This is a genomic window from Proteus penneri, from assembly GCF_003144535.1.
Lineage (GTDB): Bacteria > Pseudomonadota > Gammaproteobacteria > Enterobacterales > Enterobacteriaceae > Proteus > Proteus penneri.
Genome location: NZ_PHFJ01000013.1, coordinates 67,005 through 81,512, shown reverse-complemented (window position 1 = coordinate 81,512; position 14,508 = coordinate 67,005). Strand labels below are relative to the sequence as shown.

Below are 14,508 nucleotides of genomic sequence, written 5' to 3'. Positions count from 1 at the left end.
TAAAATTAACGATTATGTCGCCCATATACGAGGCGGCTCAGGGCAATACCCTAACCAGTGTTGTCTGACGGTTTGCCAAACTTGAACAAAACACGCCATCATCGGCTCTGTTTGAGAGCCTAATAACCGTAAAACTAAAATACCGTCTATATCTGTTAAGCCATATTCAATGGCATGATCGTAAGAAGCTGAGAAAGCCTCGATACTTTGTTGAATACTGTTTTTTAATTCGTCCGTTGCGGGATAAATATAAAGCGACCCCAACATGGGAAATTCACGCATTGCGGCCGATCTTTTTTGTAAACCATCAACAAAAAGCGATTCTGTTAATGTCAGCTTTTCATCAATATAGAAATTAAAACGTCCTTTAACACTGCCATTTTCGAACCATTCATTTAAAACAGGGCGGCCAAAGCATTGGATTTCCCAGCCAATAAATCTCGACGTAGTTGCAATATGAATATGCGTTTCTAGGCGAACTTGGGCTTCAGGAAAAAAGATATTCTCCTGAGGAAGCCACTCTAAAAAACCATTCGGTGCGACCTTTAATGTTTGAATCTGATGAGCCACCCCACCAGCACTACGGTAAAACTTAGTCGCCCCAGGTGTTGTGAGCAATGCGTGCGCTTGGGATTGCACATCAATATTAATCAATAGGTTATCGCCACCAACCACACCGCCTGGGGGATGAAGTAAATAAGTGTGTGCAATACCTTGCTCAGGATAAAAAGGACGCTGAACCATTAATGGGCCGATATGACGCTTTTCTGTAAGACGCGTGACTCCGCGTTTCACTTCATAGCGTAAAGCGATTTCAGCAAGCCAACCCTTCCCTGAAAAGTCAGACATACTCACTCCTGCCAACTCGGCAAAATTATCAATAAATCAGGAAAATGTGTGAATAATACAGCGCTATCCATAAGATTGAGTCATTCAAAAACAAATAGAAAATAAGCTAATGAATGTTGGATAGGGTGTGGATAAAAGACAAACAGTGATATCCTAAGAACAGAATAATCGCCTTTGTCTGTGACGCGCGATTCTACACCTTATTAAGAAAAATGCGTTTTGAATAAATAACAATTTATTTAGAAAAAATAACACTGTTTAAAATAAATGTAAAAAATGAACAAATATCTATATTGTCTTGTTTTATCAACAAGATTATATTCTGTTTCACTCTTATTCTGCTTTGCATGACAACACTAATTTAAACTAGAATAATCTTTCTATTTATTATTCTAGACGTGGCTTATCAGTTTATACAACTAATGAGCTAATTTTGAGTATTGTTCATTTAAGCAAGATGAATGCTTAACTTGCCTACGGTATATCGAAGATCATGGAATACAAACACATCCTGTCCTCTAACCAAATGTCTTTAAAAACGTTTTACATCGAAAACCCGATGATAGCGATGGTTAGTGGCGCAAAAGGTACGATTTGCATCAATGGGCAATCTATTGATGTATCTAGTCATTTAACGCTTATTATTCCGAAATACAGTCAAGTGTCTTGCGATATAGTGAATCAATTTACGCATAAATCGATTGAACTACACACTCTTGTATTATGTGAAACAGAACTTCAATCTGTTTTCTCTTTACTAAAACCTTTAATAAAATCTAGCTCACCACTGACAAGCCATCTTCCTGCTTACCATTTATCGACGCCTGAAGTGATAAAAAGTAATTTTGGAATTTTAAAACAATGCTTACCACTACCACATGGCTCTCCATCTCAAGAAACCATGTTTATGCAGCAATGTTTATTTTTTATTTTGATGGCGGTATATCAAGAAGGTATCGATATTTTAAATATCTTCCGATTTAACTATGATGAGCCTAAAAATCAGGCAATTACGCATTTAATTACGCAAGATCCGCAAAAAAAATGGCATTTAGAAGATGTCGCTAAAACGCTTTTCACAACGCCATCAACATTACGCCGACATTTAAGCAAAGAAGGCGTTTCATTCTGCCAGTTATTGCTTGATGTCAGAATGGGGATTGCATTAAATTATCTCACGTTTTCTAATTACACTGTTTTTCAAATAAGTCATCGCTGTGGTTTTGGCAGTAATGCCTATTTTTGCGATGCTTTTAAGCGCAAATACGGCATGACACCTTCACAATTTCGCGTGCAGTCTCGCCAATCTAACGATCCTTCTGCAATAACGAAGCTATCAGAAAAGATTGCTGAACCTAATAGAAAAATATTTCAAACCTTATAGAGTTATGACAAATTATTTTTCTTTAAAAAGCTAATTCCACCCATTAGTCGCATCTGATTTAAGATCCACTGTTGTCGTTTTAGGGTGTAAGCAGAAGGTTTATTTACATGATAAATATGCGGATTAGGTAATACTGCGGCTAATAATGCAGCTTCATAACTTGTAAGTTGTTTTGCGGGCTTTCTAAAATAGTGTTGAGAAGCCTGCTCTACGCCAAAGATCCCATCACCAAACTCAACAATATTTAGATATACCGTTAAAATACGTTTTTTTGACCAAATAAGCTCGACAACTGGCGTCATTCCGGTCTCGAGACCTTTTCTAATCCAACTACGACCATCCCATAAAAAAAGATTTTTGACCGTTTGCTGAGAAATAGTCGATGCTCCACGTAATGTTTTACCATTGTTATAATTTTTTTTGAAAACTTTCTCAATAGCATCAAAATCAAATCCCCAATGTTTGGGGAAATTTTGATCTTCAGATGCAATAACGGCTAAATACATCACAGGAGCTATCTCTTTCTCACTGACCCAAGTGGAATGTGATACATAAGAAAAATCAAACTCACTCCAAGCAGAAATTTGTCTTTGAGCCATAACAGCAGAAAAAGGCACAGGTAAAAAAGAAAACAGCACAACTGTTAACAACCATAAAGCAATTAAAATAATTAATAGTTTCTTTAACTTTCTCACCAGTACCATCTGCTGTTTTTACCTACTCTTTATGCCATCTCAAGGACTTTCTTAACCAGTTTCTCAATCCCCACCTGTGCTTGTGCTATAGATTGTGCAAGCATATACGCAGGCGTAGTGACAACACGATATTTTTCATCGACAACGATATCATCAACAGGACAATCTATATGGACACCCCCCATCTTTTCAATTGTACGAGCGGTCTCCACGTCATTTCCAATTGTTAATTTTACTGGAGAATTTAACATTTTTGGTAACATTACAGGCGCAATACACATTAGCCCCAATGGTTTATTTTGCTGATGTATCGCTTGTACAAATCTTAAGAGATCTTTGTTAATTTCACAGTCACTTCCTTTTGTTGCGAAATTACACAAATTCTTAGCAGCACCAAAACCACCAGGAATAATAACAGCATCAAAGTTTTCAGCCTTTGCCTCTGATAAAGGGGATATTTTACCACGAGAAATACGAGAAGATTCTTCCATCATATTCCTTTTTTCTGATTTTTCTTCACCTGTAATATGATTAATTACAGTTGGTTGTAATTCATTAGGTGAAAAATAATGAACTTCAGCATTATTTTGGCTCAAAGCAAGCATTGTGAGCACTGATTCATGGATTTCACTCCCATCGAATACACCACAACCACTTAAAATTACCGCAATTGATTTCATATCTTTCTCCGTTTGTAGTAGATTACTAGTTACCCATTTATAGGTGTAAACACCAATCGGCATCACATATTTAAATGTTTCTTGTAACAAAAAAACTTATCTTTGCTATTTTGTTGCATGTATGATGTATGGAATAGTTTCATCCTATTCGCCTATGTAATGAGAATCAAAAAAAGCGGATAGAAAAGTTTCCCTGGTGTTGGCGCAGTATTCGCGCACCCCAACCTTCGGTTGGGGTTATTTTTTTCTAGCCCCTGCTAACCAGTTTCTTAAACTTTCCACATCCTTTCTCCAATCCTTTCCTAGCTCATCTACCCACTCTTGCACATTGTCCCACCAAGCAGGTAATTCCGGTGATTGGATCTGTTTAGCGAGTTGCTGTAAATGTTTTAAACCAATAGAGCCTGCTGCACCTTTGATTTTATGTCCTTCCTCAGTGATGCCTTTCTGATCGCGCGCGGTCAGATTAGATTCAAGAACAGACATATAACTTGGCATCATCTTTTCAAAAACATCTAGACCATCAGTGATTAATTGAGGTCCTACGAGTTCGATGTACTGATTCAGCATGTCTATATCTAATAATTCTTCATTTTTATTCAACAATTCCGATGACTCATTACATGGCATAGAAACCGCACCATCTCCCCAGAATTTATTGATAATCGCGGTAAGTGCGTCCACAGAAAGTGGTTTGCTTAGCACATCATTCATTCCCGCATCCAAATACTCTTTTTTGTCTTTCAAAACATTTGCTGTTAAAGCGATAAGAGGAGGAAGTTCATTGCTGTCGAATTCTTGACGTAATTTTCTTGAAATATCGAACCCTGTCATATCGGGTAATTGAATGTCTAATAGCACTAAGTCATATTCATCAGGCTTAAACATCGATAACGCTTCTTGCCCTGTCATTGCTACATCAACGGTATTACCCAGTTTTTCTAAAACAGAACAGGCCACGATCACGTTAAGTTCAATATCTTCAACAAGCAGAATATTTAAAGCAGGTAATAAGAGCTCATCATCACTATCGATATTGTGATGTTCTTCAATAGCAGGAGCGACGATAGAGAGGGTAAAGGTAGACCCCTCACCTAACTCACTCTCAACACGAATATCACCGCCCATATGCTGTGCTAGGCGTTTTGAGACAGCAAGTCCGATACCCGTTCCCGTTGCAGAACGACCACCTTGACTATCATTGACTTGATAGTACATGGCAAAGATCTTCTCAAGCTCACTTTTAGGAATACCAATCCCGCTATCTTTCACTTCAAAGAACAACTTATCTGGCGCTTCTTGCCAAATACGTACTTTGATTTCACCTTCTTGAGTAAACTTCACCGCGTTACCAATGAGATTCCATAAAATCTGGCGTAATCGGGTCCCATCAGAAGTTATCTTATGCGGTAGCGTTTCTTCTGCTTCAAGCGTGAATTTCAATCCTTTTGGCTGTACTAACAGCCCAGACAGATTTTCTAAATCAGAAATAAATTCAGTGAAGTCAATTGGCTGGTTATCTAACTGAATTTTTCTACGCTCAATTTTGTCCATCTCAATCACGTCATTAAAAATATTACCCAACGTAATCGCACTCACATGGATAGTTTTTAAGTAATTGAGTTGTTCTGGTGAAAGCTCGGTATCCAATAAGATACGGCTTAATCCAACAATACCATTTAGCGGTGTACGCAATTCATGGCTGATGGTTGAGATAAAGGTGGTTTTATCACGACTCGCATTCTCTAACGCGTCTTGATAGCGCTTACGCTCTGTAATGTCACGTCCAAAACCCATTAAGCCATGACGCTTACCAATACGGTCATAAAACGGCACTTTACGTAATTCAAAACAGGCTTTTCGCCCATCAGGGTAAACCAGCCACTGCTCATAGGTAAGTGAGACATTGTGACGAAAAACTTTCTCATCGGTTTCCATCACTTTTATCGCAATATCTTCGTCATACACATCAAGCGGTGTTAAACCAATAAGCTGCTTCTCACTTTTACCTGTCAGTAATTCTGTTGCGCGGTTACATCCTGAAAATTCATTATCTTCATTACGGTAATAAACTAAATCAGGAGAAGCATCTAGAAATGAGCGTAAAAGTGAGGATTGTTGTTCAAGCTCGATTTGCGTCAATTCACGACGCTTCATTTCACTTTTTAGTTTTTCTAGTAGTTCAAGATGCGCTTTTTCAACTTTTTCACGCTCTTGAATTTCCAAGTTTAATTGCTCAATATTCTCTTTTAATTGAGAGTTAAGCTCTAAGTCTCGCTGGCGCATTACGCCTAGTTTATCCACCATACGAGATAAACGACGTCGTGATTCTTCCAGTTGTTCAACGACAACCGAGAGAAAATAGACAGCCCAAGGCGTAATAATCAGTCCAAAGAAAATAGAGCGAACAAGGTCAATACTGGTAACATCACCGGCAAGCAAGAATGTCACCGCCATTTGAACAACCATCGCTAAAACAACTAATGCAGAAGCTAACAACAATGAGAAGCGAATTAGCCCCAGCCTCATCATTAAGTCAACGTAGTATTGGGCAAGCCCTTTGAGCAATTTCATTGAAAACTCCAATATATTGAATCTATGGAATGATAACCCAAAAATGAATTGGCGCAGTGGCGAACATTCAGAAATCTTGCTACGAACAGTTATTTCTCATTACTTTGTTTGATTTACCTCTATTTTCTCTCAACAAGCCTATCTAGGACATGTACATTCATAAGGATAATACAAAACCAAGTAACATAATCGATAGCTATACCCTCGATAAGTAGACCTTATTATAAAAAATGCAATTTGTCTTTTTTTATACAAAATGTATAAAAACAATAAAATTCCAAATTTAATACATTCGTCAGAATAACTCACTGCTCGTTTTTATCATTAAAGGATGAGATAAAGCTAAATAGCTCAAATAAAGTGATATAGCTCACATTAAAAAATCGTTCCCACACCATTTTAAAATAGAATAATTTACCTATTAATCAATATGTTAGAATAAAACACTCCTTACCTATTTTATCTCAGTCAAATCTTTCTACACATTGACCTGATTTTTATTTATCGATAAGTTTAAAAGGCATAGCAGAGCAATATAAAAAACACACCAAGCTAGGCAAACACAATATCACCCAACTGAACACCCATAAATTTACCTACATACTTTGAGCCAAAACGTTCCTTTTGCGCTCTTTTTTTGAGGTGCCCAGTAAACCAAGTAGGAAGCAAAAATGCTCTATCAAAAGACACAGGAAAAAGACAATTGTGGATTTGGGTTGATCGCGCATATTGAAGGACAAGCCAGCCATAAGATTGTCAGAAATGCCATACATGGTCTCGCCAGAATGCAACATCGTGGCGCTATTCTTTCTGATGGCAAAACCGGTGATGGTTGCGGATTACTCTTACAAAAACCAGAGCGTTTTTTCCAATTAGTTGCACAAGAAAAAGGCTGGCGTTTAGCAAAAAATTACGCCGTAGGTATGCTATTTTTAAGCCAAGATCCTAATATTGCCAAACAGTGCCGTCTCATCGTCGAAGAAGAGCTACAACGTGAAACGCTTTCCATTGTTGGCTGGCGCAAAGTTCCTATTAACACTGAGATTTTAGGCAGTATTGCTCTTTCTTCTCTTCCTTTAATCGAACAAGTTTTTATTAACGCACCTGCAGGCTGGCGGATAAGTGATATTGAGAGACGACTGTTTGTTGCTCGTAGACGCATTGAAAAACGCATTACTGACAGTGATTTTTATATTTGCAGTCTTTCTAATTTGGTGACGGTTTATAAAGGCCTCTGTATGGCCATCGATCTACCTCGTTTTTTTACCGATCTTGCTGATCTACGCATGGAATCTTCAATTTGTTTATTCCACCAGCGTTTCTCAACGAATACCACTCCCAAATGGCCACTTGCTCAACCTTTTCGTTATTTAGCGCATAACGGTGAAATTAATACCATCACAGGCAATCGCCAATGGGCGAGAGCGCGTGCCTATAAATTCCATACGCCACTTATTCCTGATCTACAAAGTGCATCCCCTTTTGTGAATGAGAGTGGCTCAGATTCAAGTTCACTCGACAATATGCTAGAGCTTTTTCTCAATGGTGGTATGGATATTGTTCGTGCTATGCGTTTACTCGTTCCTCCTGCATGGCAAAATAATCCACAAATGGATGATGATTTACGGGCATTTTTTGATTTTAACTCAATGCATATGGAGCCTTGGGATGGCCCTGCGGGCATTGTATTATCAGATGGTCGTTATGCTGCATGTACGCTAGATAGAAACGGTTTACGTCCTGCTCGTTACGTTATTACCACAGATAACATCATCACTTGTGCTTCTGAAATTGGTATTTGGGATTATCAGCCTGATGAAGTGCGAGAAAAAGGACGAGTCGGTCCCGGTGAACTGATGGTCATTGATACTCATCAAGGACGCATTTTGCACTCAGCCGAAACTGATGAGGATTTAAAAAGACGCCATCCTTATAAATTGTGGCTAGAACGCAATGTCAAACGCTTAACGCCATTTGAAGAGTTACCAGAACAACAAGCCACAGGGCAACGCGCCTTTGATGACACTTTATTAGCCACTTATCAAAAACAATTTGCCTATAGCCAAGAAGAGCTTGAAAGCATTTTGCATGTGCTTGCAGAGAACGGGCAAGAAGCCACAGGTTCAATGGGCGATGACACCCCATTTGCTGTACTTTCTCAACGCCCTCGCCTGATTTATGACTATTTCAGACAGAAATTTGCGCAAGTCACAAATCCTCCGATAGATTCATTAAGAGAAGCCCATGTCATGTCTTTAGCGACCTGCATTGGACGCGAGATGAATGTGTTTTGCGAAGCGGAAGGTCAAGCACATCGGCTGAGTTTTAAATCACCTATTTTGCTTTATAGCGATTTCCAACAGCTTATTAATCAAGAAAATCCTTATTACCAATCCGTTCATCTTGATATCACGTATCAACCCACAGAAGACAACCTAGAAACAGCATTACGCCAATTATGCGTAACAGCACAACAGGAAGTTCATCGTGGTGCAGTATTACTCGTTTTATCAGATAGAAATATCACTAAAGAGCGACTACCTATTCCTGCGCCTATGGCCGTGGGCGCTGTACAAAAAGCGTTGGTCGATAATAACTTACGCTGTGATGCTAATATTATTGTTGAAACGGCCAGCGCTCGTGATCCCCACCATTTCGCCGTATTACTCGGATTTGGTGCTACGGCTATTTATCCTTATCTTGCCTATGAATCTTTAGCGCAACGTGTTGATAAAAAAATCCTGCAAGCAAGCTATGCTCAAGTGATGCTGAATTACCGCAACGGCATAAATAAAGGATTGTATAAGATCATGTCCAAAATGGGCATTTCAACCGTTGCCTCTTACCGTTGCTCTCAGCTTTTTGAGGCGGTCGGATTAAACGATAACGTTGTTAACCTCTGTTTTGCTGGTGTTGATAATCGGATTAATGGCGCTGACTTTAGTGATTTTGAACAGGATTTATTTAATCTATCAAAACGAGCCTGGTTAACTCGTTATCCTTTAGAAGCAGGTGGATTATTAAAATATGCACATAAAGGTGAATACCATGCCTACAATCCTGATGTCGTTCAAGCATTACAGAAAGCTGTAAATAGTGGGGAATATACCGACTATCAGCACTATGCAAACCTTGTGCAACAACGCCCAATTACAACATTGCGCGATATGTTAGTGCTTAATAACAAGACAACAGCCATCTCAATTGAAGAAGTCGAACCTGAAACCGAATTATTTAAACGCTTTGATACTGCGGCGATGTCAATTGGCGCATTAAGCCGAGAAGCTCATGAAGCGCTGGCGCAAGCGATGAATACTTTAGGAGGATTTTCAAATTCAGGTGAAGGAGGCGAAGATCCAGCTCGTTACGGTACTAATAAAGTTTCACGTATTAAACAGATCGCCTCTGGTCGTTTTGGCGTGACCCCCTCTTATTTAATGAGTGCTGATGTTTTACAAATCAAAGTCGCACAAGGCGCAAAACCCGGTGAAGGCGGACAACTTCCCGGAGATAAAGTGACACCTTATATTGCACAACTACGTTATGCCGTACCCGGTGTGACCTTAATATCGCCGCCACCTCATCACGACATCTACTCCATTGAAGATTTAGCACAACTTATTTTCGACTTAAAACAGATCAATCCAACTGCTCTGATTTCTGTGAAATTGGTTTCAGAGCCCGGTGTAGGCACCATTGCGACTGGTGTTGCCAAAGCTTATGCAGATTTGATCACCATCGCAGGTTATGACGGAGGTACAGGTGCAAGCCCTTTAACTTCCGTAAAATATGCAGGTAGCCCGTGGGAACTTGGCTTAGTTGAAACTCAACAAGCGTTAGTGGCAAACGACCTACGCCATAAAATTCGTTTACAAGTCGATGGTGGATTAAAAACAGGTCTAGATATTATTAAAGCGGCTATTTTAGGTGCAGAGAGTTTTGGATTTGGTACTGGGCCAATGGTGGCACTAGGCTGTAAATATTTGCGTATTTGTCATTTAAATAATTGTGCAATGGGTGTAGCAACCCAAGATGAAACGCTCCGCCGTAACCATTATCACGGATTACCAGAACGCGTTATTAACTACTTCCGTTTTATTGCGCAAGAAACTCGTGAGTTAATGGCATTACTTGGCGTGAGAAAAATTACCGATTTAATCGGTCGAACCGACCTGCTTTCATGCCTAGAAGGCGTTAGCAGTAAACAACAAAAACTCTCTTTAGGTGGATTGTTAGAAACCGCAACGTCACCATCAGGTTATGCACTTTATTGTCAGGAAAACAATAATACTTATGATAAGGGCGAATTAAACCAACGCATTGTTACTCAAACCCTTCAAGCCGTTGAGCAGCAAAAAAGCCAAACCTATTATTTTGATATTCGTAATACTGACCGTTCTGTTGGCGCAACGTTATCTGGCATTATTGCTAAAAAATATGGCGAAAGTGGTTTATCTGCCACCCCGATTAAACTTCATTTTACAGGAACAGCCGGCCAAAGTTTTGGTGTCTGGAATGCTCAAGGCGTTGAATTAACCTTAGTGGGTGATGCTAATGATTATGTTGGTAAAGGCATGGCAGGAGGTCGTATTGTTATTTCCCCGCCTATTGGCTCCGCCTTTAAAAATCACCACGCCACGATTATGGGTAATACCTGCCTTTATGGTGCCACAGGTGGAAAACTTTATGCGTCAGGTTTAGCTGGCGAGCGTTTTGCTGTGAGAAACTCCGGCGCGATAGCTGTAGTTGAAGGTGTTGGCGATAACGGCTGTGAATATATGACTGGCGGTATTGTCTGCGTTCTGGGTAAAACAGGTATTAACTTTGGTGCGGGAATGACGGGTGGATTTGCCTATCTGTTAGATGAAGATTCAACATTATCACAACGGATCAATGCCTCATCTATTGAGTTGCTTCCTGTTGCATCCTTTGCCATTCTCGCTGAACATCTACGTGGCATGATTGCAGAGCATGTAAGATTAACAAGCTCACAGCAAGGTGAAATGTTACTTTCACAGTGGGAATATTGGTCACAACACTTTAAATTAGTTAAGCCCAAATCCAGTGATGTCAATGCGTTACTCGGTCACCCTCGTCGTTCATCCGCTGAATTACGCGTTCAGGCACAATAGGAGAATATTATGAGTCAGAATGTGTATCAGTTTATCGACTTAAATCGTATTGAGCCGACCAAAAAACCATTAGCAATTCGTAAGATTGAGTTTGTTGAAATCTATGAGGCTTTTTCACCACAGCAAGCCTCTGCGCAAGCTGATCGCTGTTTAGGCTGTGGTAATCCATATTGTGAATGGAAATGCCCTGTTCATAATTACATCCCTAACTGGCTAAAGCTTGCAAATGAAGGGCGCATTATTGAAGCTGCTGAGCTTTCTCATCAAACCAACAGTTTGCCTGAAATTTGTGGTCGTGTTTGCCCTCAAGATAGACTTTGTGAAGGAGCCTGTACACTTAATGATGATTTTGGTGCCGTCACAATTGGCAATCTTGAACGTTACATCAATGACACCGCTTTAGCACAAGGATGGCGCCCTGATCTTTCTCACGTCACAATGACCGATAAAAAGGTCGCGATTATCGGCGCAGGCCCTGCGGGCCTTGCCTGTGCAGATGTTCTTATTCGACAAGGTGTAAAACCCGTTGTTTATGATAAGCATCCAGAAATTGGAGGATTACTTACGTTTGGGATCCCCTCTTTTAAACTCGAAAAATCACTGATGATCCGACGTCGCGAATTATTCAGTGAAATGGGTATTGAGTTCTGCCTTAATACGGAAATAGGCAAAGATATCGCCCTTAATACCCTAATCGCACAATATGACGCTGTATTTCTAGGATTGGGCACTTATCACAGTTTGAGCGGGCATTTTCCTAATGAAAATGCTCATGGTGTTTATAGCGCACTACCTTATTTAATTGGTAATACTCGTTATTTAATGGGATATAACGAAGATCCTCAAACACCTTATATTGACCTTAAAGATAAAAATGTTGTGATATTAGGAGGTGGTGATACGGCAATGGACTGTGTGCGTACAGCAATTCGGCAAGGTGCAAATAAAGTGACTTGTGTTTATCGTCGTGATGAAAGCAATATGCCGGGTTCAAAACGCGAAGTAAAAAATGCTAAAGAAGAAGGTGGAGAATTTTTATTTAATCTTCAACCTATAGATATTGAAGTCGATAATCAAAATAAAGTGGTCGGTATTCGTGTTATTAAAACTCAAAGCGATAAAACATTAACACCGATTGAAGGAAGTGAGCACCTGTTATCTGCCGATGCGGTTATTCTGGCATTTGGCTTTAAACCTGCACATTATCCATGGTTAGATGAAAATAATATTGAATATGCATCTTCAGGCAGAATTATTATTTTAGATAATAAAGAAATACCAAATCAAACAACAAACCCTAAAGTGTTTGCTGGAGGTGATATTGTACGAGGCTCTGATCTTGTGGTAACCGCAATAGCAGAAGGAAGAGAGGCTGCCGAAGGCATATTGCGATATTTATCATGTTAAACATTTTTTGTTTTCGCTATTTAAAATAACAATCTCTCCTGTTTATTATCCCATTTAATTTAAGTGGGATAATTTTTCAATACTATCGGTAAAATTAATAAATAGTATTTAAGGATAATACAAATATCAGACAAAAATCATTCTCATTAGCATTTAATATAATGTATAGAATAATATTTTGATAAAAATCGATATTCTTTTTTGTATCAAAATAACACTCCGGATCTATATTAAATATAATTTTTTTTCGTATTTTTTACTTTATCTCTTTTTGCTTAACCTTTCCGTCATCTTTTAATAGTCATTGCTTTACAGCATTTGTTAATAACATCACAGTCTAAAAAAATAGATTTTATTTCAGCTATTAAATTTGATAACAATCAAATATTGTCAACCAACCAACTTCATAATGGAGTCACCTAATAACTTTACAGAAAAATATAATTTATTGATGTTAGGTTCGTTTTCATAAAATTGTCATAATTAACTAGGGGATCACTATGGTGATGCAACTTATCGCAGTAGCCGTTATTATCGTAACTGTCTATTTGCTAATAAAAAAATATGAAACCCGAATGGTGCTAATTGGTGCCGGCTTATTACTCTGTATTTTAAGTCTGAGCCCATTAGATGCGTTTACCGCATTTAGCGAGCGCATGGTTTCTTCATCATTAATTCAAGCAATCTGTTCGAGTATGGGTTTTGCTTATGTTATGAAATACACCAAATGTGATATGCATCTGGTGCACGTATTATCAAAAGTAATGACTCGTCTTGGCTTCTTCCTTATTCCAGCTACCGTTGTCGTAACGTATTTTATTAATATCGCGATCCCATCAGCAGCAGGTTGCGCAGCAGCGGTTGGTGCGACACTCATTCCATTATTAATCGCAGCTCGCATTCACCCAGCTATCGCTGGTGGTGCAGTATTATGTGGTACTATCGGCTCAATGCTAAGCCCAGGTATGTCACATAACGCCTTCGTTGCAAACATGGCAAATATGGAAGTGGTTGATTTAATCGCTCGCCATAGCCCATACAGCTTAATGGCGGGTGGTATTGCTGCCGTTTCGCTCGCTGTTGTTGCTCTAGTGAAAAAAGAGTTCAAAATGGCTTCTGTTGCTGGTGATGCATCATCTTCATCGGCACAAGCAACACCAGAAGCTGTTCGCCCTAACTACTTATATGCAACAGCACCTTTTGTCCCATTAATCCTGTTAATTCTGCCATTCTTCGAGTCTTTCAGTACATTTAAACTGTCTGTACCCGCGGCAATGTTAATCGGTTCTATCTATGCGCTGTTCATCACGTTAACTAACCCAGCTCAAATTACGAAAGAGTTCTTTAAAGGTATGGGTAATGCTTATGGTGATGTATTGGGTATCATCATTGCAGCTGCCGTATTCGCAGCAGGTCTGAAAGCATCTGGTTTAATCGACGCGTTCATCAACTTCTTAACGCATTCTCCTGAATTTGCTCGCTGGGGTGGTACTTTAGGGCCATTCTTAATGGGTATTATTACTGGTTCTGGTGACGCGGCAGCATTCGCATTCAACGAAACAGTCACACCACATGCTGCACAATTTGGTTATGAAATTCCTGATATGGGTATGGCTGCTGCATTATCTGGCGCATTAGGTCGTACTATGTCACCACTAGCCGGCGCCGCGATTGTTTGTGCTGGCCTTGCAAATATTAACCCTATGGAAATCGCAAAACGTACTGCACCAGGTATGATTATTGGCGTCATCGCTGTTGCGTTATTCATGTTATAAGTGGAGAAATGA

Annotated in this window: 8 protein-coding genes; 4 read left to right on the top strand and 4 right to left on the bottom strand. The window is 39.4% G+C overall.

Going from position 1 to position 14,508, the window contains the following annotated elements; all coding sequences use genetic code 11:
- Positions 1-12: 12 nt before the first annotated feature.
- Positions 13-849 carry an urease accessory protein UreD gene (locus CUB63_RS15115; RefSeq protein ID WP_006535309.1) on the bottom strand — a complete coding sequence of 279 codons (837 nt, stop codon included), beginning with the start codon at positions 847-849 and terminating at the stop codon, positions 13-15.
- A 493-nt stretch (positions 850-1,342) separates the two neighbouring features.
- Between CUB63_RS15115 and CUB63_RS15110 the strand changes: the two genes are divergently transcribed.
- Entirely contained in the window at positions 1,343-2,233 is an 891-nt protein-coding gene (locus tag CUB63_RS15110; protein WP_072063753.1) for an AraC family transcriptional regulator, read from the top strand.
- Positions 2,234-2,235: 2 nt separating this feature from the next.
- Here CUB63_RS15110 and mtgA read toward each other — a convergent pair whose 3' ends face one another.
- The 3 genes from mtgA to arcB form a co-directional block, all read right to left on the bottom strand.
- A complete protein-coding gene (gene mtgA, locus CUB63_RS15105; protein ID WP_072063754.1) occupies positions 2,236-2,937 on the bottom strand; it encodes a monofunctional biosynthetic peptidoglycan transglycosylase in 702 nt (233 codons plus the stop codon).
- A gap of 20 nt (positions 2,938-2,957) precedes the next feature.
- Positions 2,958-3,608 (bottom strand): isoprenoid biosynthesis glyoxalase ElbB, encoded by a 651-nt coding sequence (gene elbB, locus CUB63_RS15100; protein WP_109399352.1) that lies wholly within the window; start codon positions 3,606-3,608, stop codon positions 2,958-2,960.
- A 237-nt stretch (positions 3,609-3,845) separates the two neighbouring features.
- Positions 3,846-6,182, bottom strand: a complete 2,337-nt coding sequence (arcB, locus tag CUB63_RS15095; protein ID WP_072063756.1) for an aerobic respiration two-component sensor histidine kinase ArcB — start codon at positions 6,180-6,182, stop codon at positions 3,846-3,848.
- A gap of 671 nt (positions 6,183-6,853) precedes the next feature.
- On the opposite strand from arcB, the gene gltB reads away from it, so the two are divergent.
- The 3 genes from gltB to dcuC all read left to right on the top strand — a co-directional run bounded on the left by gltB (position 6,854) and on the right by dcuC (position 14,496).
- Positions 6,854-11,314, top strand: a complete 4,461-nt coding sequence (gene gltB, locus CUB63_RS15090) for a glutamate synthase large subunit (RefSeq protein ID WP_109848409.1) — start codon at positions 6,854-6,856, stop codon at positions 11,312-11,314.
- Between the two features lie 9 nt (positions 11,315-11,323).
- Positions 11,324-12,721, top strand: coding sequence for an FAD-dependent oxidoreductase (locus CUB63_RS15085; RefSeq protein ID WP_006535320.1), 1,398 nt, complete (start codon positions 11,324-11,326; stop codon positions 12,719-12,721).
- Positions 12,722-13,221: 500 nt separating this feature from the next.
- Positions 13,222-14,496 carry a C4-dicarboxylate transporter DcuC gene (gene dcuC, locus CUB63_RS15080; protein ID WP_006535321.1) on the top strand — a complete coding sequence of 425 codons (1,275 nt, stop codon included), beginning with the start codon at positions 13,222-13,224 and terminating at the stop codon, positions 14,494-14,496.
- Positions 14,497-14,508: the final 12 nt, after the last annotated feature.

What these genes read in the sequence shown, in the direction of transcription:
- CUB63_RS15115 (WP_006535309.1), bottom strand. Translation starts at nt 849, where the DNA reads ATGTCTGACTTTTCAGGGAAGGGTTGGCTTGCTGAAATCGCTTTACGC.
- CUB63_RS15110 (WP_072063753.1), top strand. Translation starts at nt 1,343, where the DNA reads ATGGAATACAAACACATCCTGTCCTCTAACCAAATGTCTTTAAAAACG.
- mtgA (WP_072063754.1), bottom strand. Translation starts at nt 2,937, where the DNA reads ATGGTACTGGTGAGAAAGTTAAAGAAACTATTAATTATTTTAATTGCT.
- elbB (WP_109399352.1), bottom strand. Translation starts at nt 3,608, where the DNA reads ATGAAATCAATTGCGGTAATTTTAAGTGGTTGTGGTGTATTCGATGGG.
- arcB (WP_072063756.1), bottom strand. Translation starts at nt 6,182, where the DNA reads ATGAAATTGCTCAAAGGGCTTGCCCAATACTACGTTGACTTAATGATG.
- gltB (WP_109848409.1), top strand. Translation starts at nt 6,854, where the DNA reads ATGCTCTATCAAAAGACACAGGAAAAAGACAATTGTGGATTTGGGTTG.
- CUB63_RS15085 (WP_006535320.1), top strand. Translation starts at nt 11,324, where the DNA reads ATGAGTCAGAATGTGTATCAGTTTATCGACTTAAATCGTATTGAGCCG.
- dcuC (WP_006535321.1), top strand. Translation starts at nt 13,222, where the DNA reads ATGGTGATGCAACTTATCGCAGTAGCCGTTATTATCGTAACTGTCTAT.